22 protein-coding genes are annotated in these 22929 nt (G+C 68.3%); 10 read left to right on the forward strand and 12 right to left on the reverse strand.

The features are described from left to right. Positions 1–90: 90 nt before the first annotated feature. From HZF05_RS01865 to HZF05_RS01880, 4 genes are all read right to left on the reverse strand, one after another. The gene (locus tag HZF05_RS01865; protein ID WP_160364921.1) at positions 91–1389 is read right to left on the reverse strand and encodes an amidohydrolase family protein; all 1299 of its coding nucleotides are present in this window, start codon (positions 1387–1389) and stop codon (positions 91–93) included. Continuing rightward, entirely contained in the window at positions 1386–2753 is a 1368-nt protein-coding gene (locus tag HZF05_RS01870; RefSeq protein WP_160365234.1) for an amidohydrolase, read from the reverse strand. The genes HZF05_RS01865 and HZF05_RS01870 overlap by 4 nt, the downstream gene beginning before the upstream one ends. A 252-nt stretch (positions 2754–3005) precedes the next feature. Further along, on the reverse strand, positions 3006–3704 hold the full coding sequence (locus HZF05_RS01875) for a histidine utilization transcriptional repressor HutC (RefSeq protein WP_160364922.1): 699 nt from the start codon (positions 3702–3704) through the stop codon (positions 3006–3008). Next, positions 3701–5053, reverse strand: coding sequence for a formimidoylglutamate deiminase (locus tag HZF05_RS01880; RefSeq protein ID WP_160364923.1), 1353 nt, complete (start codon positions 5051–5053; stop codon positions 3701–3703). Before HZF05_RS01880 ends, HZF05_RS01875 begins: the two co-directional genes overlap by 4 nt. Before the next feature lie 86 nt (positions 5054–5139). On the opposite strand from HZF05_RS01880, the gene hutI reads away from it, so the two are divergent. The 5 genes from hutI to HZF05_RS01905 are packed head-to-tail and all read left to right on the forward strand — an operon-like array spanning position 5140 to position 10898. Continuing rightward, complete coding sequence (gene hutI, locus HZF05_RS01885) at positions 5140–6351, forward strand: imidazolonepropionase (protein ID WP_160364924.1); 1212 nt, start codon at positions 5140–5142, stop codon at positions 6349–6351. Continuing rightward, entirely contained in the window at positions 6348–7877 is a 1530-nt protein-coding gene (hutH, locus tag HZF05_RS01890) for a histidine ammonia-lyase (protein WP_343046808.1), read from the forward strand. Before hutI ends, hutH begins: the two co-directional genes overlap by 4 nt. Continuing rightward, on the forward strand, positions 7874–8683 hold the full coding sequence (hutG, locus tag HZF05_RS01895; RefSeq protein WP_160364926.1) for an N-formylglutamate deformylase: 810 nt from the start codon (positions 7874–7876) through the stop codon (positions 8681–8683). The genes hutH and hutG overlap by 4 nt, the downstream gene beginning before the upstream one ends. After that, positions 8680–10347, forward strand: coding sequence for a urocanate hydratase (gene hutU / locus HZF05_RS01900; RefSeq protein WP_160364927.1), 1668 nt, complete (start codon positions 8680–8682; stop codon positions 10345–10347). The genes hutG and hutU overlap by 4 nt, the downstream gene beginning before the upstream one ends. After that, entirely contained in the window at positions 10344–10898 is a 555-nt protein-coding gene (locus HZF05_RS01905) for a HutD family protein (protein WP_160364928.1), read from the forward strand. Before hutU ends, HZF05_RS01905 begins: the two co-directional genes overlap by 4 nt. 6 nt (positions 10899–10904) lie before the next feature. On the opposite strand, the gene HZF05_RS01910 is transcribed toward HZF05_RS01905, so the two are convergent. Together HZF05_RS01910 and HZF05_RS01915 are read right to left on the reverse strand one after the other, a co-directional pair. After that, positions 10905–11057, reverse strand: coding sequence for a hypothetical protein (locus HZF05_RS01910; protein ID WP_160364929.1), 153 nt, complete (start codon positions 11055–11057; stop codon positions 10905–10907). 87 nt (positions 11058–11144) lie between these two features. Then, positions 11145–12938, reverse strand: a complete 1794-nt coding sequence (locus HZF05_RS01915; RefSeq protein ID WP_160364930.1) for an ABC transporter transmembrane domain-containing protein — start codon at positions 12936–12938, stop codon at positions 11145–11147. 192 nt (positions 12939–13130) lie between these two features. Between HZF05_RS01915 and HZF05_RS01920 the strand changes: the two genes are divergently transcribed. The 4 genes from HZF05_RS01920 to HZF05_RS01935 all read left to right on the forward strand — a co-directional run bounded on the left by HZF05_RS01920 (position 13131) and on the right by HZF05_RS01935 (position 17143). Further along, positions 13131–14351 carry a polyhydroxyalkanoate depolymerase gene (locus HZF05_RS01920; protein ID WP_160364931.1) on the forward strand — a complete coding sequence of 407 codons (1221 nt, stop codon included), beginning with the start codon at positions 13131–13133 and terminating at the stop codon, positions 14349–14351. Beyond that, the gene (locus HZF05_RS01925) at positions 14341–15912 is read left to right on the forward strand and encodes a hypothetical protein (RefSeq protein ID WP_160364932.1); all 1572 of its coding nucleotides are present in this window, start codon (positions 14341–14343) and stop codon (positions 15910–15912) included. The genes HZF05_RS01920 and HZF05_RS01925 overlap by 11 nt, the downstream gene beginning before the upstream one ends. Positions 15913–15922: 10 nt before the next feature. After that, positions 15923–16915 (forward strand): N-acetyl-D-Glu racemase DgcA, encoded by a 993-nt coding sequence (dgcA, locus tag HZF05_RS01930; protein ID WP_160364933.1) that lies wholly within the window; start codon positions 15923–15925, stop codon positions 16913–16915. A gap of 84 nt (positions 16916–16999) precedes the next feature. After that, positions 17000–17143, forward strand: a complete 144-nt coding sequence (locus HZF05_RS01935) for a hypothetical protein (RefSeq protein ID WP_160364934.1) — start codon at positions 17000–17002, stop codon at positions 17141–17143. Positions 17144–17150: 7 nt separating this feature from the next. Here HZF05_RS01935 and HZF05_RS01940 read toward each other — a convergent pair whose 3' ends face one another. From HZF05_RS01940 to HZF05_RS01950, 3 genes are read right to left on the reverse strand one after another with little or no spacing between them, the layout of a single operon-like run. Then, entirely contained in the window at positions 17151–17432 is a 282-nt protein-coding gene (locus tag HZF05_RS01940; RefSeq protein WP_160365235.1) for an HNH endonuclease, read from the reverse strand. Next, positions 17429–18637 (reverse strand): mechanosensitive ion channel family protein, encoded by a 1209-nt coding sequence (locus tag HZF05_RS01945; RefSeq protein ID WP_160364935.1) that lies wholly within the window; start codon positions 18635–18637, stop codon positions 17429–17431. Before HZF05_RS01945 ends, HZF05_RS01940 begins: the two co-directional genes overlap by 4 nt. After that, entirely contained in the window at positions 18637–19650 is a 1014-nt protein-coding gene (locus HZF05_RS01950; RefSeq protein ID WP_160364936.1) for a DNA topoisomerase IB, read from the reverse strand. Before HZF05_RS01950 ends, HZF05_RS01945 begins: the two co-directional genes overlap by 1 nt. 95 nt (positions 19651–19745) lie before the next feature. Between HZF05_RS01950 and HZF05_RS01955 the strand changes: the two genes are divergently transcribed. Continuing rightward, on the forward strand, positions 19746–20285 hold the full coding sequence (locus tag HZF05_RS01955) for a type 1 glutamine amidotransferase domain-containing protein (protein ID WP_160364937.1): 540 nt from the start codon (positions 19746–19748) through the stop codon (positions 20283–20285). A 3-nt stretch (positions 20286–20288) separates the two neighbouring features. Here HZF05_RS01955 and HZF05_RS01960 read toward each other — a convergent pair whose 3' ends face one another. Genes HZF05_RS01960 through HZF05_RS22075 form a run of 3 tightly spaced genes read right to left on the reverse strand, consistent with a single transcriptional unit; the run spans position 20289 to position 22910 of the window. After that, complete coding sequence (locus tag HZF05_RS01960; RefSeq protein WP_160364938.1) at positions 20289–21434, reverse strand: acyltransferase family protein; 1146 nt, start codon at positions 21432–21434, stop codon at positions 20289–20291. Beyond that, positions 21431–22783, reverse strand: a complete 1353-nt coding sequence (locus HZF05_RS01965; protein WP_160364939.1) for a putative O-glycosylation ligase, exosortase A system-associated — start codon at positions 22781–22783, stop codon at positions 21431–21433. The genes HZF05_RS01960 and HZF05_RS01965 overlap by 4 nt, the downstream gene beginning before the upstream one ends. After that, on the reverse strand, positions 22776–22910 hold the full coding sequence (locus tag HZF05_RS22075; protein WP_281367361.1) for a hypothetical protein: 135 nt from the start codon (positions 22908–22910) through the stop codon (positions 22776–22778). Before HZF05_RS22075 ends, HZF05_RS01965 begins: the two co-directional genes overlap by 8 nt. Between the last annotated feature and the right edge of the window lie 19 nt (positions 22911–22929).

The raw sequence follows: 22929 nt of genomic DNA on the forward strand, positions 1-22929 counted from the left end.
GCGGCGTCTCGAAGCACAGCCGTTGCGCATGCCCTTCGAGACGGGCCTTCGACTGCGCTCAGTCCCTCCTCAGGGCGAACGGGCAAGGTGTCAGCGCTGATACGCCTTAGGCAGCGCCCCATCCTCCGGGTTCATATACCGGTCGCGCAGCTCGCTCTGGCGCGAGCTTTGCGGCTGGGGCTGGCCGTCGATGAACACCGCGACCGGCGCCGAGGCGAGCTCCAGCGGATCGCCGTCCCAGATCACCACATCGGCGCGGCGGCCGGGGCGGAGCGAGCCGATCTCGCCGTCCATCCCCATCACCACCGCCGGGCCGGACGTGATCGAGGCGAAGGCGTGGCCCCAGTCCAGCCCGGTCGATCCGGGGATCTTGGTGATCGCCACGAGGTTGCCGGCGAACTGCTTGAGGTTGCGCTGGCTGCCCGGCGCGCTGGCGTCGACGGTCGAGAGCGCGACGGTTACGCCCGCCTGCTCCATCCGGCCGACATTCGATTCGGTCGCGGCGACACGCTCGAAGGATTCGGGCAGGTCGACCAATGCGGCCGCGATCACCGGCACGTGCGCGGCCGCGATGTCATGGGCGGCCAGCCAGCCTTCCTCGGCACCCACCAGCACCAGTTTCAGCTGCGGATAATCCTTCTTGAGCGCGAGGATCGAGCGGATGTCGCTCGCCCGCTCGACATGGACGAGCAGCGGCTGCTTGCCGTCCAGCACCGCCAGCAGGGCCTGCGCGTCGGGCCGCTTGATCAGCGAATCCTTTTCGCGGCCCCCGAAGGCGGCCGGGCTGCGGCGATAGTCCTGCGCCTCGGCCAGCGCGTCGTGAAGCATCGCATAGGCGGCGGGTCGGCTGCCGCCCGCCGCCGCCGCACCGTCCTCGCCCATCTCGACATACTGGAAGGCACGCGGACGCAGTATCGGGTCCGGCCCAACGCCGAGCGTGATCACCGCGCCTTGCCCCGCGAAGATCGAACCGGCCGTGGCGGGGGAAACCAGCGCGCTCGTCACGCCACCCCAGCGCTCGTTGTTGAGGATGATCGAATTGGGGTTGATGGCGGGCGATATGTCGATCGCGGCGTTGAAGGGGGATTTGCCGGCGGAGACGTCGTTGCTCTCCTCCACGCCCTCGGAGTCCGCCAGCCCCAGCGTCGAGAGGCCGGCCACCATGCCGGCGGAGACCCACTTGCCGTGCGCATCGATGACGGTGGCGCCGGCCGGCACGGGCACCCGCGCCCCCGCTGCGACGATGCGACCGTCGGTGAAGATGACGGTGCCGTTGGGGATCGGCCCGGAACCATCCCCGATCGCGACGGTGCCGCCGACGATCGCGGTGGTGGCGGCAGAGGCGGGTGCCGCGACCAGCGCGGCGGCGGCGAGGAGGAGCGCCTTCATTTCACGTCTCCCGAACCCGGCTGGCCCAGCTCGAAGTCGCTCACCGGGCGGAGCTTGGGATTATAGGCGTCGTAGAGCATCGCTCCGTCGATCCAGACCTTCTCGGGCCGCGAATAGACGCTCAAGGGATTGCCGTTCCACAGCACGACGTCGGCCATCTTGCCGGGCTTGAGGCTGCCCGTCCTGTCGGCGATGCCCAGCGCCTTCGCCGGATTGATCGACAGCCATTCCCACGCCACCTCGTCCGGAATGTCGATCCCCGCGCGCCGCCCGGCCGCCTGTGCCTTGGCGACCTCCTGGTTGAGCCGCTGGATGCCGTTCTGGTCGTCCGAATGGATCATCGCGCACGTCCCCTCCTTCTGGAGCAGCGCGAGATTCTCCGGGATGCCGTCGTAGCTTTCCATCTTGAAGCCGTACCAGTCGGCCCAGACGGCGGCGCAGATGCCGTTGGCCTTCAGCAGATCGGCGATCTTGTAGGCCTCGACCGCGTGGTGGAAGGCGGTGACGTGATAGCCGAACTCCTTCGACATATCGATCACGTTGGCCATCTCGTCGGCGCGGTAGCAATGGTTCTGGACGAGAATCTCGCCCGCCAGCACGCCGGCCAGCGTATCCATGGCGAGATCGCGGGCCGGCGGATCGCCGCCGTCTTTCTCGTATTTGTCCCATTTGCGCTTGTATTCGACCGCCTTCGCCCAGGTCTGCCGGTCGACCGCGATATTGCCCATGCGGGTGGAGGGCTCGCGGCCCTTGGAGCCATAGACGCGCTTGGGATTCTCGCCGCATGCCATCTTGAGGCCGTAGGGCGCGCCGGGGAATTTCATCCCCTGCACGGTGCGGGCATAGACGTTCTTGAGCACCACCGATCGTCCGCCGAACAGGTTGGCGGAGCCGGGCAGGATCTCCAGCGTGGTGACGCCGCCGTTTGCCAGCGCGCGGCTGAAGCCGGGATCCTGCGGCCAGACGCTGTGCTCGGCCCACACCTCGGAGGTGACGGGCGCGGTCGCCTCGTTGCCGTCGGAGAGCGCCTTGACGCCGGGCGAGGGATAGTCGCCGAGATGGCTGTGGATGTCGATGACGCCGGGCGTCACCCACTTGCCGGTGCCGTCGATCACGGTGGCGCCGGCGGGTGGGGCGATGTCCTGCCCGATCTGCACGATCCTGCCGTCCGCGAACAGCACCGCGCCGTGATCGATCCGGCCGCCCTCGCCGTCATAGACGGTGACGTTGGTCAGCAGCGTCGGCACCCCGGGATAGGGATGATAGGTCGAGGGGTAGGGATCGTGGTCGTAGCCGTGTCCGGCGCCCGGTGCCGGCGCCTTCGAGGCGGTGGCGGGCGGGGGCGCCGATGCGGTGCAGGCCATCAGTGCAAGGCAGGTCGACGCGGTCACGGCCGCCTTCGAGGCGCGCACGAGGGTATGGATCACGGATAAGCCCCTTGCCCTGTTATGGTGCGGAGCCTGCGACGATCGATACGAATGTTCAAGAGGGACGTCCCCGAGACAACCTCGCTCCGTTCGGGCTGAGCTTGTCGAAGCCCTGCCCTTCGTTCTTGCTTGGGTGAGGAAGAAGGACAGCCCTTCGACAGGCTCAGGGCGAACGGAGGTGGACTTTTTTCAGGAGGGGCCGAAGCGCGCCACCAGATCGTAGGCCGATCCGACGAACAGCTGGCGGACGCTGGTGATGCGCTCGCCCCCGCGCCAGGTGCGGCGCTCGACCGAAAGCAAAGCGGCGCCGGGATCGAGGCCGAGCAGATCGGCCGATGCGTCGTCGGCGTTGACGGCAGAGATGCGGGTCTCGGCTTCCGTCCAGGGGACGTGGTGGAGCAGCCAGCTGCCCGGCGCCTCGGCCGAGAAATCCGCCTCCGCCATCTCCGGCGCGGCGGCGAGGGCGACGAGGCGGTGCTCCAGCGCCAGCGGCATGCCGTCGGCGAGGTGCAGGCCGTCGAGCTGGAGCAGGCGGCCCTTGCCTGCCAGCAATTTCTCCTCTTCATCGCGCGGCGCCCGCATCCTGCGGCCGAGCAGGCGATAGGCATAGGCCTGCCCCCGCCCGATCACCTCGGCGCCGAGATCGGGCACGTCGAGCACCATCGCGTGCACTTTCGGCCGCGCCACGAAGGAGCCGGCCCGCTTGCGCCGCTCGATCAGCCCGGCCGAGGCGAGCGCGGACAGCGCCTTGCTCACCGTCATGCGCGAGCAGCTGTGGAGGCGCATCAGTTCGTGCTCGACCGGCAGGCGTGCACCGGGCGCCAGCGTGCCGGAGAGGATCTCCGCTTCGATCCCGGCGCGGATGCGCTCGTGGAGGGGCGCGCTCATGCGAGCAGCTTCGCGAGCGTCGCGCGGTAGCGGGCAGCGATGGCATCGCGGGCGATGTGCCGTCCGTCGGTCACGACCTCGCGCCCGCGCCGCCAGACGCGATCTGCGCCCTCGCGCCCGGCGGCGAAGATCAGGCCGTCAAGCAAGGCATCGCCCGATCGTGCAGCGAGCGAGGGGTGCGCGGCGTCGAGACTGACGATGTCGGCGGGCGCACCGACGCGCAGCCCGGCTTCGGCGCCCAGCGCCTGTGCGCCGCCGGCCAGTGCCGCCCCGTAGAGCGCGCCGCCGGTCGACTGGCCCGGTGCGGTCAGCAGGTTGCGCCCGCGCCGGGCGAGGCGCTGGCCATATTCGAGCAGGCGGAGTTCCTCGATCGCGTCGATGCGGACGTTCGAGTCCGACCCCACGCCATAGGCGCCACCCTCGGCGAGGTACGCTTCCGCCGGGAACAGCCCGTCGCCGAGATTGGCCTCGGTGATCGGGCAGAGGCCGGCGACCGCGCCGCTCCTCGCCATCGCGACCGTCTCGGCCTCGGTCATATGGGTGGCGTGGACGAGGCACCATTGTGGGCCGACCGGCGCATGATCGAGCAGCCATTCCACCGGCCGCGCGCCGCTCCAGGCGAGGCAATCCTCCACCTCGCGCGCCTGCTCGGCAATGTGGATGTGGATCGGCGCGCCGTTCGCCAGCGGAGCGAGTGCGGCCAGTTCTTCGGGCGTCACCGCGCGCAGGCTGTGGGGAGCGATGCCGACCACGGAGTCCGGCAGCGCCTTTGCTTCGGCCCGCGCGGCATCGAGCAGTTTCGCGAACCCGTCGACGTCGTGGATGAAGCGCCGTTGGCCCTCGCCCGGCGCGCTGCCGCCGAAACCGGCATGGGCGTAGAAGACAGGCAGGTGGGTGAGCGCGATCCCCGTCTCCTCAGCGGCACCCATGATCGCGCTGCTCATCTCCGCCGGGTCGGCGAACGGGCGGCCGTCGCGATCGTGGTGGAGATAGTGGAACTCGCCGACGCGGGTGAAGCCGCTCTCCAGCATCTCTGCATAGGCTTGGCTCGCGATCGCGGCGAGATCGCCGGGGGTCAGCCGATCGACGAAGCGGTACATGATCTCGCGCCACGTCCAGAAGCTGTCGTCGTTATGCCCACGCACCTCGGCGAGGCCTGCCATGCCGCGCTGGAAGGCGTGGCTGTGGAGGTTGGGGAGGCCAGGCAGCGCGACGGCGTGGCGCTCGCTGTCGCCCGGCGCGACGCCCGGCTCGATCTCCGCGATCAGGCCGTCCTGTATCCTGATGCGGACGTCGCTCGCCCACCCGCCCGGCAGCAGGGCGGTGGCGAAGTGCAGGCTGGCGTTCATCGGCCGCTCTCCTCATGCGATCGATTATGTCTATACATTATAGGCGGGCGATGCCAGTCTTGTGAGCGAGCCAACCGGAGTCGGACATGCGCTGCGACAGACTGTGGAGCGACGCGCGCCTCGCGACGATGACGGGCGTTGGAACGGCTGGGGGCCTCGGCATCGTCGATCGCGGCATGGTCGCGGCGGTGGATGGGCGGATCGCCTATGCCGGCCCAGTCGCCGACGCGCCCGCCTTCGAGGCGGACGAGACGATCGCCTGCGACGGCCGCTGGATCACGCCGGGACTGATCGACTGCCATACCCATCTCGTCCACGGCGGCGACCGCGCGCACGAATTCGAGCTGCGGCTGGCGGGCGCGTCCTACGAGGAGATCGCGCGCACCGGCGGCGGCATCGTCTCGACGATGCGCACCACCCGCGCGGCGAGCGAGGACGATCTGGTCGCATCCGCGCTGCCGCGTCTCGACGCGCTGATCGCGGAAGGCGCGACCACCGTCGAGGTGAAGTCCGGCTATGGGCTGGAGCGCGAGGCCGAACTCAAGATGCTGCGCGCGGCGCGGCGGCTGGGGAAAGAGCGGCCGGTGCGGATCGCCACCACCTTCCTTGGTGCTCACGCGCTGCCGCCTGAATATGCCGACGACCAGGACGGCTATGTTGCGGCCGTCTGCGACGACATGCTGCCGGCCGTCGCGACCGAGGGGCTGGCCGATGCGGTCGATGCCTTCTGCGAAGGGATCGGCTTCACGCCCACCCAGACGGCGCGCGTGTTCGAGGCGGCCGCTGCGCAGCATCTGCCGGTCAAGCTTCACGCGGAGCAGCTCTCGAACCTCCACGGTGCCGCGCTTGCTGCGCAGCATAAGGCGCTCTCCGCCGATCATCTGGAGTATCTCGACGAGGTCGGGGTCAACGCGATGGCGAAGGCCGGCACGGTGGCCACCCTGCTGCCCGGCGCCTATTATTTCGTGCGCGAGACCAAGCTGCCGCCGATCGATCTGCTGCGCGCGGCCGGCGTGCCGATCGCGCTCGCGACCGACTGCAATCCCGGCACTTCGCCGCTCACCTCCTTGCTGCTGGTGCTCAACATGGGCGCCACTCTGTTCCGGCTGACGGTGGAGGAATGCCTGCTCGGCGTCACCCGCAATGCTGCGCGCGCGCTCGGGCTGCAGCATGACGTCGGAACGCTCGAAGCCGGCAAGTCCTGCGACCTCGCGATCTGGGATATCGAGCGGCCCGCCGAACTGGTCTATCGCATGGGGCTGAACCCGCTCCATGCCCGCATATGGAGAGGAATGTGACGGATATCGTGCTCACGCCCGGCGCGGTGAGCCTCGCCGAATGGCGCAGCATCTATCGGGGCGCGACTCCGCGCCTCGATCGTTCCTGCGCTGCCGCGATCGCCGAGAGCGCGGCGGCGGTGGCGCGCATCCTGGCGAAGGGCGAGCCGGTCTATGGCATCAACACCGGCTTCGGGAAGCTCGCCAGCGTGCGGATTGGCGACGAGGACCTCGCGACGCTCCAGCGCAATATCGTGCTGAGCCACGCGGCGGGCACGGGCGCGCCCTCGCCGGTGCCGGTGGTGCGGCTGATGATGGCGCTGAAGCTCGCCAGCCTCGCGCAGGGCGCCTCGGGGGTGAAGCCGGAGACGGTCGCGCTGATCGAGGCGATGCTGGTGCGTGGCCTGACCCCGGTGATCCCGTCGCAGGGATCGGTGGGCGCGTCGGGCGATCTCGCCCCCCTGTCGCACATGGCGGCCGCGATGATCGGCGTCGGCGAGATCATGGTCGGCGGCAAACGCTGGCCCGCCGAGGAGGCGCTGCGCGAGGCGGGGCTGATGCCGCTGGAACTGGGGCCGAAGGAGGGCCTCGCGCTGCTCAACGGCACCCAATTCTCCACCGCAAACGCTCTCGCCGGGCTGTTCGGGGCGGAGCGGCTGTTCCAGTCCGCGCTGGTGACGGGCGCGCTGTCCACCGAGGCGGCCAAGGGCTCCGACACACCTTTCGATCACCGCATCCACAGGCTGCGCCGCCACCGCGGCCAGATCGAGACGGCCGACGCGCTGCGCAGCCTCATGGCGGGATCGGCGATCCGCGCCAGCCACCTGGTCGACGATATCCGCGTGCAGGATCCCTATTGCCTGCGCTGCCAGCCGCAGGTGATGGGCGCCGCGCTCGACGTGCTGCGGCAGGCGGCGGCGACGCTGGAGACCGAGGCCAATGGCGTCACCGACAATCCCCTGATCTTCGCCGAGGCCGACGAGGCGCTCTCCGGCGGCAATTTCCACGCCGAGCCGGTCGCCTTCGCGGCCGACATGATCGCGCTGGTGGTCTGCGAGATCGGCTCGATCGCCGAGCGGCGGATCGCGATGCTGGTCGATCCGGCGCTGTCCGGCCTGCCCGCCTTCCTGACGCCCAAGCCGGGGCTCAATTCGGGCTTCATGATCCCGCAGGTGACGGCCGCCGCTTTGGTTTCGGAGAACAAGCAGCGCGCGACCCCGGCGAGCGTGGATTCGATCCCGACCTCGGCCAACCAGGAGGACCATGTCTCGATGGCCGCCCACGGCGCGCGGCGGTTGCTCGACATGGTGGAGAATGCCAGCGCCGTGATCGGCATCGAGCTGCTGGCGGCGGTGCAGGGCTGCGATTTCCATGCGCCGCTCCTCTCCAGCGAGGCGCTGGAGGCGGCGCGCGCACGGTTGCGCAAGGCGGTGCCGCATCTCGACGACGACCGCCATTTCCACCCGGACATGGAGGCGGCCAACGCGATCGTCCGCTCCGGCGCGCTGATCGAGGCGGCGGGGCTCGACCTGCCGGGGCTGGGGTGAGCGACTTCCTCGAAATCCATCGCGGCACCGCGCCGCTGGTCGTGGGTTTTCCCCACACCGGCACCGATCTGCCGCCCGAGCTGGAGGGCGCCTTCGTCTCTCCCTGGCTGGCGCGCAAGGATGCGGATTGGTGGATCGACCGGCTCTATGCCTTCGCCCGCGATCTCGGTGCCACGACGGTGCGCACCCGGCTCTCGCGCAGCGTGATCGACTGCAACCGTGATCCGTCGGGCGCGTCGCTCTATCCGGGGCAGACCACCACCGGCCTGTGCCCGAGCGAAACGTTCGACGGCGAGCCGCTCTATGCCGGTGTCGGGCCGGACCAGGCCGAGATCGATCGGCGCCGCGCGGCCTATTTCGATCCCTATCACGAGGCGCTCTCCACCGAGCTGTTGCGGCTGCGCACGGAGCATCGCAACGTCGTCCTCTACGACGCGCATTCGATCCGCAGCCATGTACCGCGCCTGTTCGAGGGCGAACTCCCCCAGTTCAACATCGGGACCAACAACCGCGAGACCTGCGATCCGGCGCTGGCCGATGCGGTGGAAGCGGTCTGCGCCGCCAGCGGCCACAGCCATGTGCTCGACGGCCGCTTCCGGGGCGGCTGGACGACGCGCCATTACGGTCGCCCGGCCGACGGCATCCACGCCATCCAGATGGAGCTATCGATGCGCGGCTACATGGCCGAGCCGGACGCGCCCTCGCCGGACAATTGGCCCAGCCCGATCGATCCCGAACCCGTGATCCTCCCCATCCTCAAGCAGGTGCTCGAAGCCTGCCTGTCCTTCGCCAAGGAGCGCGCATGAGCCGCATCGACAACAGCCGCGTCATCAAATCCCCCACCGGCCCGGAGCTGTCGGCGCAGAGCTGGCTGACCGAGGCGCCGATGCGGATGCTGATGAACAATCTGCACCCGGATGTCGCCGAGCGGCCCGAGGAGCTGGTCGTCTATGGCGGCATCGGCCGCGCCGCACGCGACTGGGAGAGCTTCGATGCGATCGTCGCCACGCTGAAGCGGCTGGAGGACGACCAGACTCTGCTCGTCCAGTCGGGCAAGCCAGTCGGCGTGTTCCGCACGCATCCCGACGCGCCGCGCGTGCTGATCGCGAACAGCAACCTCGTCCCCAAATGGGCGAACTGGGAGCATTTCAACGAGCTCGATAAGCGCGGCCTCGCCATGTACGGCCAGATGACCGCCGGATCGTGGATCTACATCGGCACGCAGGGCATCGTGCAGGGCACCTACGAGACCTTCGTGGAGATGGGCCGCCAGCATTACGACGGCGACCTCTCGGGCCGCTGGCTGCTGACGGCGGGTCTCGGCGGCATGGGTGGCGCACAGCCGCTGGCGGCGGTGATGGCGGGCGCGTCGTGCCTCGCGATCGAATGCCAGCCGAGCCGCATCGAGATGCGCCTGCGCACCGGCTATCTCGACAAGCAGGCGACCACGATCGACGAGGCGCTGGCGATGATCGAGGCGGCCAAGGCCGAGGGCAAGCCGATCTCGGTCGGCCTGCTCGGCAATGCCGCCGAGCTGCTGCCGGAGATGTTCCGGCGCGGCATCCGCCCCGATCTGCTCACCGACCAGACCTCCGCCCACGATCCGGTCAACGGCTATCTCCCCGCCGGCTGGACCGTCGCCGACTGGATCGAGCGGCGCGAGCGCGAACCGGAAGCGGTGGCGAAGGCCGCCAAGGCCTCGATGGCCGTCCATGTCCAGGCGATGCTCGATTTCCAGAAGGCCGGCGTGCCGACCGTCGATTACGGCAACAACATCCGCCAGGTCGCCAAGGACGAGGGCGTGGCGAACGCCTTCGATTTCCCCGGCTTCGTGCCGGCCTATATCCGCCCGCTCTTCTGCCGGGGCATCGGGCCGTTCCGCTGGGCGGCGCTGTCGGGCGATCCGGAGGACATCTACAGGACCGACGCCAAGGTGAAGGAGCTGCTGCCCGACAACGCGCATCTCCACCGCTGGCTCGACATGGCGCGCGAGAAGATCCACTTCCAGGGCCTGCCCGCGCGCATCTGCTGGGTGGGGCTGGGGGACCGGCACAGGCTCGGGCTCGCCTTCAACGAGATGGTGGCGAACGGCGAGCTCAAGGCCCCGGTGGTGATCGGGCGCGATCATCTCGATTCGGGATCGGTCGCCTCGCCCAACCGCGAAACCGAGGCGATGCGGGACGGCACCGATGCCGTATCCGACTGGCCGTTGCTCAACGCTTTGCTCAACACCGCGTCGGGCGCGACATGGGTCTCGCTCCATCATGGCGGTGGCGTCGGCATGGGCTATTCGCAGCATGCCGGCATGGTGATCGTCGCGGACGGCACGCCGGAAGCGGCGAAGCGGCTCGAGCGGGTGCTGTGGAACGATCCGGCCACCGGCGTGATGCGCCACGCCGACGCCGGCTACGACATCGCGATCGATTGCGCGCGAGAGAAGGGGCTCGATCTGCCCGGCATCCTCGGGTGACGACGGTCACGATCCTGCGGGCGGCGGATCGTCGCCCGCAGCCGTGGAAGAACGGCGGCGGAGTGACCCGCGAGATCGTGACGTATCCGCCGGGCAGCGGCGTCGAGGATTTCGGCTGGCGGCTCAGCATGGCCGATGTCGAGGCGCCGGGGGCGTTCTCGCACTTTGCCGGCGTCGATCGCTATCTGATGATGTTGAGGGGCACGATGCGGCTCGATATCCGTGCGGAGCCGCTTTCGCCGCAGGAAGATGCCGTCGCCTTTCCGGGTGACGTTCCGGTTCATGGCGAGCCGATCGGTGGTCCGGCGCTCGATCTCAACCTGATGGTCCGCCGTGATCGCTTTGTCGGCCAGTTGCGGCGTGTCGAGGCGGGCGCGCTCGTCACGACGAACGGCTATTCGGCGATCGTGTTCGCGACGGACGCGACGACTGTCTCGTTCGATCAGCAGAGCATTGATCTTGCGCCCTTCGACGCCGTGCTGGTGGAAGGCATCGCCACCATCACCAGCCCGTCGCCGCTGATCGTCGCGCAGGTCACCGATCTGCGCTGAACGCCGTCAGCGCGCTGAGCGGCGGAAATCGATCGCGCGCAGTTCGCCGACCAGTCGGTCGACGGTCGCGCGCAGCGCCGGGTCGATCGGTTCGCTGGACGTCCTGCTGCCACGGCTCAGCATCCGGTCGATCAAGGTCATCGCGTAATCGTTGCGCATGGCGGGCCTCCAAATCTCGAAGGCCTTCTCGCGGAGGATGGTTAACGACTCTTGATCCGATGCGACGAACCGCTGGCCGCAGCCGTATCAAGCCACCGCGTCGAACTGCAGCTTCGCCAGCCGCGCATAGAGACCGGACCCGGCGAACAGCTCCTCGTGCGTGCCCTGCTCGACGATGCGGCCCGCGTCCATCACCACGATGCGATCGGCCGAGCGGACGGTGGCGAGGCGGTGGGCGATCACCATCGTGGTGCGGCCCTTCATCAGCCGCTCGAGCGCATCCTGCACCAGCCGCTCGCTTTCGGCATCGAGCGCGGAAGTCGCCTCGTCGAGCAGCAGCAGGGGCGCATCGCGCAGCAGCGCGCGGGCGATGGCGACACGCTGGCGCTGGCCACCGGAGAGCCGGGCGCCGCCTTCGCCGAGGAAGGTGTCGAGCCCCTGCGGCAGCGCCTTGAGGAAGCTCGCGGCGTTTGCGGCCTCTGCGGCTGTCCACAATTCCTCATCGTCCGCGTCCCAGCGGCCGTAGCGCAGGTTGTCACGCGCCGACGCGCCGAAGATCACCGTGTCCTGCGGCACCATAGCGATACGGCGGCGGATGTCGGCCGGGTCGGCGTCGACGAGCGGCACGCCGTCGAGCAGCACGGCGCCCCCTTGCGGATCGTAGAAGCGCTGGGCGAGCTGGAGCAGCGTCGACTTGCCGGCGCCGGACGGGCCGACCACCGCCACCGTCTGCCCCGGCGGCACGTCGAGCGAGAAGCTTTCGAGTGCCGAGACTTCGGGCCGGGTCGGGTACTGGAAGGTCACGCCGTCGAAGCGGAGATGGCCGCGCGCCGGCTCGGGCAAGGCGCGGGGGTGGGCGGGAGGCCGGATCTCGGCGCGCTCGTCGAGCAGCTCACCCAGCCGGCTCGCCGCGCCGGCGCCGCGCAGGAGATCGCCATAGACTTCGGCGAGCGACCCGAACGCGCCGGCCACCACGCCGCACGTGACGACGAAGGCGGCGATTGCGCCGCCACTCATCTGTCCGGCCACGACATCCAGCGCGCCCTCCCACAGGATCAGTACGATCGCACCGAAGAACAGGCCGATCACCATCGCGGTCATGATCGCGCGAACGCCGATACGCCGCTTGGCGGCGGCGAATACCGATTCTGCGGCGGTGCGGAAGCGGCCCGCCTCGCGGCTCTCCTGATTGAAGGCCTGGACGATCTTCATCGCGCCCAGGGTCTCGGTGGCCAATGCGCCGACCTCGGCGATGCGATCCTGCGATCCGCGCGACAGGCCGCGCACCTGGCGCCCCATGAAGATGATCGGCAACAGCACGACCGGCAAGCCCACCACCATCATTGCCGCGAGCTTCACCGACAAGGTGAAAAGGAAGGCGATACCGCCGATCATCGTGAAGGTGGAGCGCAGCGCCACCGACACGGTGGTGCCGACGACCTGCTCGATCAGACTGGTGTCGGAGGTCAGGCGCGAAGCGATCTCTGACGGGCGGTTCTCCTCGAAGAAGCGCGGGGAGAGGGTCAGCAGATTGTCCAGCACCTCCATGCGCAGGTCGGCGACGACGCGCTCACCCAGCCAGGAGACGAACCAGAAGCGGATCGCCGTCGCCACCGCGAGCACTGCGACGACGACCAGCATCAGCCGGAAGGACGAACTGACCGCGTGCGGGTCCACCCCGGCCGAGAACCCACGCTCGATGATGCGGCGGATGCCCCACGGGATGCCGAGAGTGGCGACCGAAGACACGCACAGCGCGGCGAAAGCGGCGGCGATATGGCCCGGATAGCGCAACGCCCGCTGCCAGACGATCCAGAGATTGCCGATCCGGCGCTGTTTCGGATCGGTGGGGAGGGCGGCTTTGACGGGAGCTTGGGCCATGCGCGGCGGTTAGCATCCCGCTGCACCGCGCTCAATCGAGGACCGAAAATTGCGTGAATGATCGCACTATCCGAAAGAACTGTGGATTGTGACGGTTCGAATACCTATTTTGCAACCGCGAAGGTGTGTTCATGCGTTAAAGGGATCACCATGTTTGGCTGCTAGCGGGGGCTGGCGCGATAGGAGATCGAGTTGCTGTACGACGCCTATGAGATGCAGCGTTCCTGGTTGTCGGGCGCCAGCCTGATGGCCAACATGGGGGCGGAATGGCTGCAGAACCCGGCCAACCCTCTCGGCCAGACCGGCTTCGGGCCGATGATCGCGTCGGGCCTCGACGTCTTCGCCCACGCCTCGCAGCCGCGCGGCAAGCCCGCTTTCGGGTTCGAGAAGGCGATCGTCGAGGGCAAGGAGGTCACGGTCTTCGAGGAGATCGTGCTGCGCAAGCCGTTCGGCCAGCTCAAGCGCTTCACCAAGGAAGGCGTCACCGGCCAGCCCAGGTTGCTGATCGTCGCGCCGATGTCCGGCCACTATGCCACGCTGCTGCGCGGCACGGTCGAGCGGATGCTGCCAGGCCACGAGGTCTATATCACCGATTGGCGCGATGCGCGCATGGTGCCGCTGGAGGAAGGCCGCTTCGATCTCGACGATTATATCGACTATGTCATCGAGTTCCTCGAATTCATCGGCCCCGATACGCATGTGCTGGCGGTCTGCCAGCCGTCGGTGCCGGTCTATGCCGCGACCTGCGTGATGAACGCGGACAAGAATCCGTGCCGTCCGGCGACGCTCACCATGATGGGCGGCCCGATCGACACCCGCAAGGCGCCGACGGCGGTCAACACCGTCGCGACCCAGCGGCCGCTCGCCTGGTTCGAGCAGAACGTGATCGCCACCGTGCCCTTCTTCTATCCGGGCGCGGGCCGGAAGGTGTATCCGGGTTTCCTGCAGCTCACCGGCTTCATGGCGATGAATCTCGGCAACCACCTGATGAGCCACTACAAGATGTTCAACCATCTGGTGCAGGGCGACGAGGAATCGGCCGATTCGACCAAGGCGTTCTACGAGGAATATCGCTCGGTCTGCGACATGACCGAGGAATTCTACCTGCAGACCATCGTCGACGTGTTCCAGCAGCACAAGCTGCCCAAAGGGCAATTGCTTCACCGAGGCCGCAAGGTCGATCCGGGCGCGATCACCGACACCGCGATCCTGGCGGTGGAAGGCGAACGGGACGACATTTCCGGCGTCGGCCAGACCAAGGCGGCGCTGACCATCGCCAAGAACCTGCCGGACGCGAAGAAGAAGTATCTGCTGGCCGAGAAGGTTGGCCATTACGGCATTTTCAACGGCCGGCGCTGGCGCGAGGTGATCGCGCCGGTGATGGAGCAGTGGATCGTGGAGCATGGGGCCTGAGCCCCGGCTCCGGCTGCTGATCGGGGCGGCGCTGGCCGCGATCCTTGCCGTTCCGGCGGGCGCGGCGCAGCTTCGCACACCGATCGCGCCGGCGCGGAGCCGGATATCCGAGGACGCGACGATCGCCCGTGCCGCGACGCTGGCGCAGGCGGGCGACTGCAAGGCGGTGCTGGGCCTGCTCGACCCGACGGTGGCGGGCAACGCGGGTGCCGGTACGCCCACCCGCTTCTCCGCCCAGCTGTTGCGCCTGCCCTGCCTCGCCGCTGCTGGCCGGGGGCGTGAGGTGCCAGCGGTGCTTGCCGAATTGAAGCAGGTTTCGCCCACCAACCCTGTGGTACAGGGCTACGAAGTCTTCGCCGACGTCGATGCCGGGCAGTACGCGCAGGCGGCCGACAGCCTCGGCGAGATCGCCGACAGCCGTTCCCGGGCGCTCGCGCTGATGCCCGGCAATCTCTGGCAGGCGCTGGCGCAGCGGCTGACCATCTCGGGCGATTTCGCGCGGCGCGATCGGGTGGCGCTCAGCCTTGCGCTCGCCGACTGGGATCCGGCGGACCAGCCCCAGCTTTCCGAATCGATCGCCTCGGACGGGGTCGGCGCGCTGCTCGACAGAAAGGCGGACGACGATGCTCGCCAGCTTCTCGATCGCATCCACCGTCCGGCCCTGCTCTGGGAAATGGCGATCGAGCATCGCTATGCCGCGCTATGGCCCGAGATCGAGGCTCGGCTCGGCCCGTCCGGCGGCATCGCGATCGATCGTTATGCGCGCGCCGCGCTCGACGACTATGCCGCCGCCCCGCAGGACCCGCAGAAGCAGGTGGATGCGGCGCAGGCCTTCCTCGCGCTCGGCCGATTCGACGATGTGACGAGCATCGCGGGGTCGGCCGCTATCGCGCCACGTATGGGCGAGCATCAGATCGATCTTGTGCTGGTCGATGCCGATGCGCTCGCGGCGGCCGGTGAAACGGGCAAGGCGCTCGATCGGCTGCGTCCCTTCGCGCATGCCGATTTCAAGGCCAGCCCTTCGGCGGCCGGCGCGCTGATCCCGCTGGCCGAGATGCTCGATCAGGCGGGTCGCTACGATGAGGAGCTGGCGGTGGCCACGGCGGGTGCCGCCCAGTCCGACTACCTCTCGCCCTTCGGTCTCGCCTGGCTCCAGCGCAACAAGGTCTGCGCGCTGTCCGGACTCGGCCGCGCCGCCGAGGCGAAGGCGGCGGGCGACGCGCTCAAGGCCTCGGCCAAGGACAATCGCGCCGCCGCGATCGAGGGGCTGCTCTGCGCCGGACGCGACGACGAGGCGGCGGCGATCGCCATCGCCGCGCTCGCCACCTCCGAAGGTGCCGATGCGCTCGCCGACCAGTTCCAGCCCGACGGCGCGCTGCTGCCGCACCCGGCCTCGCGGCTGCGCGCCCTGTGGGCGCGGCTGCTCGCGCGGCCCGACGTGAAGGCCGCGTTCGATCGCACCGCGCGTATCCTGCCCAAGACCTATTGGCCGCAGACCACGCCCCGGCCATTGCCCGCGCCGCCGTCCGATGGCACGGGCGACGGGCTGACCACGACCTGAGAGACTCCTGATGTCCGTACCCGTGCGCCTCGCCGCGCGAATCGAGCGCTGGCCGACCGCGGGCGCCTTCGTCATCTCGCGCGGCGCCAAGACCGAGGTCGACGTCGTCGTTGCCACCGTAGCGGAAGGGGAATGGCGGGGGCGCGGCGAGGCGACCGCCATCTATTATCACGGTGAGACCGCCGAGAGCGTGCGCGACCAGATCCTAGACATGACCGGCGCGATCGCCGACGGGGTCAGCCGCACCGACCTGCTGACGCTGATGCCGCGCGGCGCTGCGCGCAACGCGATCGACTGCGCCTTGTGGGAGCTCGACGCCAAGCGTTGCGGTATTCCCGTCTGGCGGCTGGCGCAGCTGGAGGAGCCCAAGCCGGTCGTCACCGCTTTCACCATCTCGCTCGGCGATCCGGACAGGATGGAGGCGGACGCGAAGGCCACAGCGGGCAAATACTCTCTGCTCAAGCTCAAGCTGGCGGGCGAGGGCGACGTCGATCGCGTGGCCGCGGTGCGGCGCGGCGCGCCCGAGGCGCGGCTGGTGGTCGACGCCAACGAGGCGTGGACCGGCCGCGACATCGTCGCCGAGGCGGAGGCGCTGATGCCCTACGGAGTCGAGCTGATCGAGCAGCCGGTCAAGGCGGGCGAGGATCACCTGCTCGACGGGCTGGTCTCGCCGATCCCGCTCTGCGCCGACGAAAGCTGCCAGGACCGCGCCGATCTGGAACGCTGCATCGGACGTTACCAGGCGGTCAACGTGAAGCTCGACAAGGCGGGTGGGCTGACCGAGGCGCTCGCGCTGTGCCGGGACGCGCGGGCGGCGGGAATGAAGCAGATGGTCGGCTGCATGCTTTCCACCTCGCTGGGCGTGGCGCCCGCCTTCCTTGCCGCGCAGGGGGCGGAATGGGTCGATCTCGATGGTCCGCTGCTGCTGGCGCGCGATCGGCCGGATGGTTTCCGCTACGAGCGCGGACGGATGATCAATGCCCCGGCGACGCTCTGGGGATAAGTTTTCGACGGACCTTTACCCGTAACGAATTTCCGGTACGACCAGCTCCGACGCCGTTAGGGCGGCACATCCGGGGGGATGTCCATGGCCAGTACATCGCGGAACCATTATCCGCAGGCTTACCGCTCGAAGGTCCGCGAGCGGCGTATCACGATCCTGTCCTTCGTGCTCGTCGGCGCCGTGTTCGGGGCTTGCGCGCTCGCGGCCTTGCTGTCGATGAGCAGCTGATCGCTCGTCAGCGCCGCGGGCGACGAGTCGGCGCGTGGAAATCCGGCGGCTTTCCCGCGATCCAGCGCAGGAAGGCGGCGATCTCGGGATGCGCGCGCAACGCGTCGAGCGTCGGGTATATCCGCGCCAACTCCTTGTTGCCGGCCGCCGCGTGGATGGCGCGATGGCAGATCGGGTGGAGCGGCACGGTTTCGCGCCCGCCCTGGCTCTTCGGGACGACGTGGTGACGTTCCGCCCGCCGGCCGAGCGGACGGCCGCACAGCGCGCAGGCCTCCGCCGCGTCGCTCAGGGCGCCATCTCGTCGGCGGCGCGCTGGTCGTCGCTCGGCGGTGCGTCGGCATGGTCGAGCTCGGGGAAGGGCATGATGCCGCGCCCGGCCTGATCCGCGGTGATGTTCACCTGTGTCGGGAAGGCGAACTCGATGCCCATTTTGTTGAACGTCCGCAGGATGCCGAGGCAGACCTTCGATCGCGCGTCGAACACCTCGTTATAGACCTGCGAGGCGACGTCGAACTGCAGCTCGAAATCGAGGCTCGAATCGCCAAAGCCGGTCATCCCGACGCGCACCGTGGTGCATTTGTCGACGCTCGCCACGATCTTGCGCAGGATATCCGGGATGTGGTCGCACACATCTTCGCTGGTGTAATAGGTCACGCCGACGACGAGGATCATGCGGCGGCGGTTGAGCCGCTGGAGGTTGTAGACTTCCTTCTCCAGCAGATCGGCATTGCCGACGATCACCTGCTCGCCGGTGACGGCGCGGATTCGCGTGGTCTTCAGGCCGATCCGCTCGACCGTGCCGGAAATGTTGTTCCACTTGATGCTGTCGCCCTTGCGGAAGGGATGATCGAAGATGATCGCCAGCGCCGCGAAAAGATCCTTGAAGATGCCCTGCGCCGCCAGGCCGATGGCGATGCCGCCGACGCCGAGGCCCGCCACCAGGCCGGTCACGTTGACGCCGAGATTGCCCAGCACCAGCACCAGCGCGATCGCGAAGAGCGTGAAGGTGACGAGGAAGCGGATGATTCCCATCGCCGAACCGAGCGTGGAATGATCCTGATCGGTGACGCCGGCGCGATGCTCGATGAAGCCCAGCGCCAGCTCGCGCACCCACACCGCCGCCTGGAAGGTGAGGCCGATGGTGAAGAGGAAGCCGATCGTCTTGTCGAGCAACGGCGGCGTGTCGGCATAGCCGTCGACAAGCCGCGCGGCGATGATGACGAGGAACCAGAAGCTCGTCTTGGCGGCCATCCGGCCGAGGATGGTCCGCCAACTGACCAGCGCGTCATCCTCACGACACAACCGCTGCGCGACCTGCTTGAGCGCCATCAGCGCCGCGACGACCACCGCGCCGACCGCCAGCGCGATGACGATGCGCAGCGAATTGGCCTGCAGCCACGACACCGTCTCGCTGACGAGCATGTGGCCTTGCCCGGCCAGATCCTGCGGGGGCGTGAAGACGTGATCGGGGACGGTGACCTTGGCGTTGGCCATTACGCTGCCTTTCGCTTTGGTTTCGCGTTCAATGCGTCGAGGAAGGCGATCAGCCCGCGCTCGGCCGGATCGAGCCAACGGGTCGCGCGCGGCAGCTTGACCGGCGCCTCGCCCTTGAGGCCGCCGGCCTTGGCGAGATCGCACAGTGCCGGGTGGACGTAGCTCTTTCGGCTGATCGCGGGCGTGTTGCCGAGCGCGGCCGCCACCGGCTCCAGCATCGCCTTGATGCCGATGCCGTCGGCACCCGCCTCCACGATCGCGCGGTAGGCGATCACGCTCGCCGCCCAGGTGCGGAAATGCTTGGCGGTGAACTCGCCGCCGGTCGCCTCGCGGATATAGTCGTTGACGTCGGACGACGTGACGGCGTGGCGACCGCCCTCGTCGTCAAGATACTGGAACAGCTGCTGGCCGGGCAGATCCTGACAGCGCTTGACGATGGTCGAGAGGCGGCGGTCCTCCACCGTCAGCTGCTGCATCTTGCCGGACTTGCCCTTGTAGCAGAGCTTCAGCTTGGCGCCCCGGATCGCGGCGTGGCGGGTGCGCAGCGTCGTCGCGCCGAACGAGCCGTTTTCCTTGGCGTAATTCTCGTTGCCGACGCGGACATGGCCGAGATCGAGCAGCCGCACCACGGCGGCGACGGCGGTGCGCTTGTCGAGCTTGCGCAATGCGAGATCGCTTTCCACCTGCCGCCGGATCAGCGGCAGCATCCGGCCGAAATCGGCGCATCCGGCATATTTTTCCGCCTCCTGCCGGGCGCGGAAATCGGGGTGGTAGCGATATTGCTTCCGCCCCTTGTCGTCATATCCGATCGCCTGGATGTGGCCGTCCGGCGAGGGGCAGAACCAGCAGTCGCGATAGGCCGGCGGCATGCCGACCGCATTGAGGCGGTCGATCTCGTCGCGATCGGTGATCCGCGTGCCGTGCGCGTCGCAATAGGCCCAGCCGTGGCCGGACTTGCGGCGGGTGATGCCGGGAAGATCGTCGTCGACATAGGTGAGTTTCGGGTTCGCCATGATGCCCGGCCAACGCGATCGGGCGCGCTTCCGTTCCGGAACGGGAGACGAGCCCCGTCCGTTGAGGCAGGGAAATCCAGCCAGCGGAGAGACTTATGCCGATGATCGACAAATCGAAGGTGCTCATCCTCGCGACCGACGGCTTCGAGAATAGCGAATTGTTCAAGCCGCGCGCCAGCCTGATCGATGCCGGTGCCGAGGTGACGCTCGCCTCGATCGGCACCGATCCGATCCAGGGCAAGGTTCATGACAAGGATGGCGAGACGATCACGCCCGACCTGACGCTCGGCGCGGTCAACGCCGACGATTATGACGCACTGCTCATCCCGGGTGGGGTCGCCAATCCCGACACGATGCGGATGGAGGAGGAGGCGCTGGCGATCGTCCGCGCCTTCTTCGCCGCCGACAAGCCGGTGGCGGCGATCTGCCACGGGCCGTGGCTGCTGGCCGAGGCGGACGTGATCGACGGCCGCACCGTGACGAGCTGGCCTTCGATCCGCACCGATCTGCGCAATGCCGGCGCCGAGGTGGTGGACAAGGAGGTGCAGGTCGACGGCCGGCTCATCACCAGCCGCAAGCCGGACGACATTCCGGCGTTCACCGAGGCGCTGATCCGATCGATCGAGGGCGTCTGATATCTACCCTCCGTTCGCCCTGAGCTTGTCGAAGGGCTGCCCTTCCTTCTTCCCTCGATGAGGGGAGAAGGGCAGGGCTTCGGCAGGCTCAGCCCGAACGGGTTTTTGCGTCCACCGTCTCAGCATCCGGCGTTGCGCGGGCCGCTCGATTCCGTGATAGAGCGCAGCCGAGGCCGCCAGCACCAGCGCCAGATACAGCGCAATCACCCACGGCTCTGCATCATGCTCGTCCTTCACCAGCACGAGCTTCACCGCGAAGAACAGCAGGAAGTGCGAGAGGTAGGTCGCGTAGCTGATCTCGCCCAGCCAGTGGATCGCGCGGCCCGACAGCGGATGCCGCGCGCGCTCGGCGCCCAACGCCAGGGCGAGCAACAGGGTGGCGGAGGCCAAGGGGAAGACCAGTATCTCGGGTGCGCCCATCGCCCATGCGGCAAGCGCGGTCACGCCGGCGATCGCGCAGCCGATCTCGGCGCGCGGGTCGCCGCGCCAGCGCTTCCACAGCGCGCACAGCATCGCGCCGCAGGCGAATTCGGCGAGGCAGCGAGGGAGGCCGAAGCGGACGATGTCCTGCCCGAGGCTCGGATCGCCGGTGGTGCGGAGCAGCGCGAACAGCAGCAGCAGCGGCACCAGCGCGGCAATCGTCAGCATCCATGTCGGCAGACGCTTGGCAGGCACCAGCCACACCGCCAGCGGCAACAGCAGATAGGCGGCCCATTCGCAGCTGATCGACCAGGCCGGGTTGTTCCAGCTGAGCCGTGGCGTGAAGCCCCAGTTCTGGATCATCAGCACGTGCAGCGGCAGCTCGGCGAAGGGGAAGTTCCACGCCAGCCGCCCCGTCGCCAGCAGTAGCCCGGCCAGCGCCAGCGCGAACAGCAGCATTGCCGCGTGCAGCGGCCAGATCCGCGCGATCCGGCGGACGAGGAAGTCCGCCGCCGCCCGCCGTCCGCGCAGCCGCTCGCCATAGTTCAGCCAGATCACGAAGCCCGAGAGCAGGAAGAACACGTCCACCGCCAGATAGCCCTTGGCGAGGACATGGACGACCGGCAGCGGCATCCAGCCGAGGCAGGCGAGCCGCACATGGTACAGCACCACCGCCCAGGCGAAGAAACCCCGGATCGAGGTGAGCGGTCGCAGTTCCGGCCGGTTCACGCCGGGACCGCCTGCATCTGCGCGACGGTCTGCCCCATCGGCGGCTTCGCCTTCAGCGGGCGGGTGCGCTTCACGTAGCTGTCCAGCCCGATCTCGCTCGCGATCATCATGTAAACGAAGGGCTGGAAGGCGATGCCGATGAACAGCGATCCGACCAGATAGATGATGTGGCCGTGCTGGAGCGCCGTCGCCAGCGGGGCGATCCACTCCTCGTCTGGGTCGGTCGATCTGCGGAAGCGCCGCCGCAGCATCTCCAGCCGGAATAGGCTGCTCAGGTGGAGTGCCGCCCACAGCAGGAAGCCCGGAAAGCCCTGCTCGCCCAGCATCTCGAAATAGGCGGAGTGGAAGGCGCGCGCCTTGTCATATTCGACCTGGTTGTTGATCGGCTGGCCGCGCGCGTCCTTCAGTTCGATCTTGATGTGGTTGCCGAGATAGGCGTTGAAGCCGCCACCCGCCGGGTGGCTCTGCACGTAGTTCCACGTCCAGCCCCACACCGCGACGCGGGTCGAGGCGGATTCGTCGGCCTGATAGCCCTGGATGGTGTGCATCCGCTGGGTGTAGCTCGCCGGCAGGAAGGGGATCGCCACCATCAGCGCCACGCCCATGCCCGCGATATAGAGCAGCCGCCGCTTCGAATCGCGCAGGCCCATCAGCGCGACGAGGCCGATGCAGATCAGGCCGGTGCGCGTCACCGTGCCGATCGGGATCAGCAGGCAGGCGAACACCAGGGCGATCGAATAGAGCCGGACCTTCCAGTCGCGCGGGAAGACGGTGCCGTATCTCGCCAGGAACAGGATGGTCGGGATGATCGCGATTGCCACCGTCGAGATGGTCGATCCCTCGTAGAGACCGCTATTGTCGGACAGGCCGAGGTTGAGCGTGCCATAGCCGCCGCCGCCGATCATCGTCTTCATGCCGCCCGTCACGATGATCGACGAGGCCGAAAGCACCATGAACAGCAGCAGACCCTCGATGCGCAGCCGGGTGCGCAGCGTGAAGGGCAGGAAGATCGCGAAGACCAGCGCCTTCCACACCCACGCCCACTTTTCGGCGGCGGGAAGTGGGAAGTCGGCGGTGAAGGTGGTGAAGGCGCACCACAGCAGCAGCAGGATCATGATCACCTGCCGCCCGGCGAGGCGCGTGCCCTTCTTGTCGTCCACCGCCAGGAAGCCGCCGAGCGCCAGCGCGAAGAAGATCAGCGAGACCGGGATGGAATTGAGCAGATAGTAAGACAGCCGCTGCGGCGACACGATGTCGATGTAGGTGTAGCCCAGCACGAAGATGAAGGGCTTGCGCAGGCCGAGCATGATCAGCGCGCCGATGAATCCCAGGAGGGCGAGATCATGCATCGGGCCGCTGCCCCCACGCGGCCTTCGTCTCGCCGCCGTCCTGATCGAGATCCTTGCGCTTGAAGAGCCGCCAGGCGGTCAGTGCCAGCAGGCCATGGGCGAGCGCGAGCGCGAATGTGTCGATCATCGCCCTGCCGTCCCTGCCC

This window comes from Sphingomonas chungangi (assembly GCF_013778325.1).
Lineage (GTDB): Bacteria > Pseudomonadota > Alphaproteobacteria > Sphingomonadales > Sphingomonadaceae > Solisphingomonas > Solisphingomonas chungangi.

Coding starts and splice junctions, on each gene's coding strand:
- HZF05_RS01865 (WP_160364921.1), bottom strand. CDS start 1,389: ATGAAGGCGCTCCTCCTCGCCGCCGCCGCGCTGGTCGCGGCACCCGCC.
- HZF05_RS01870 (WP_160365234.1), bottom strand. CDS start 2,753: ATGGCCTGCACCGCATCGGCGCCCCCGCCCGCCACCGCCTCGAAGGCG.
- HZF05_RS01875 (WP_160364922.1), bottom strand. CDS start 3,704: ATGAGCGCGCCCCTCCACGAGCGCATCCGCGCCGGGATCGAAGCGGAG.
- HZF05_RS01880 (WP_160364923.1), bottom strand. CDS start 5,053: ATGAACGCCAGCCTGCACTTCGCCACCGCCCTGCTGCCGGGCGGGTGG.
- hutI (WP_160364924.1), top strand. CDS start 5,140: ATGCGCTGCGACAGACTGTGGAGCGACGCGCGCCTCGCGACGATGACG.
- hutU (WP_160364927.1), top strand. CDS start 8,680: ATGAGCCGCATCGACAACAGCCGCGTCATCAAATCCCCCACCGGCCCG.
- HZF05_RS01910 (WP_160364929.1), bottom strand. CDS start 11,057: ATGCGCAACGATTACGCGATGACCTTGATCGACCGGATGCTGAGCCGT.
- HZF05_RS01915 (WP_160364930.1), bottom strand. CDS start 12,938: ATGGCCCAAGCTCCCGTCAAAGCCGCCCTCCCCACCGATCCGAAACAG.
- HZF05_RS01925 (WP_160364932.1), top strand. CDS start 14,341: ATGGGGCCTGAGCCCCGGCTCCGGCTGCTGATCGGGGCGGCGCTGGCC.
- dgcA (WP_160364933.1), top strand. CDS start 15,923: ATGTCCGTACCCGTGCGCCTCGCCGCGCGAATCGAGCGCTGGCCGACC.
- HZF05_RS01935 (WP_160364934.1), top strand. CDS start 17,000: ATGGCCAGTACATCGCGGAACCATTATCCGCAGGCTTACCGCTCGAAG.
- HZF05_RS01945 (WP_160364935.1), bottom strand. CDS start 18,637: ATGGCCAACGCCAAGGTCACCGTCCCCGATCACGTCTTCACGCCCCCG.
- HZF05_RS01950 (WP_160364936.1), bottom strand. CDS start 19,650: ATGGCGAACCCGAAACTCACCTATGTCGACGACGATCTTCCCGGCATC.
- HZF05_RS01955 (WP_160364937.1), top strand. CDS start 19,746: ATGCCGATGATCGACAAATCGAAGGTGCTCATCCTCGCGACCGACGGC.
- HZF05_RS01965 (WP_160364939.1), bottom strand. CDS start 22,783: ATGCATGATCTCGCCCTCCTGGGATTCATCGGCGCGCTGATCATGCTC.
- HZF05_RS22075 (WP_281367361.1), bottom strand. CDS start 22,910: ATGATCGACACATTCGCGCTCGCGCTCGCCCATGGCCTGCTGGCACTG.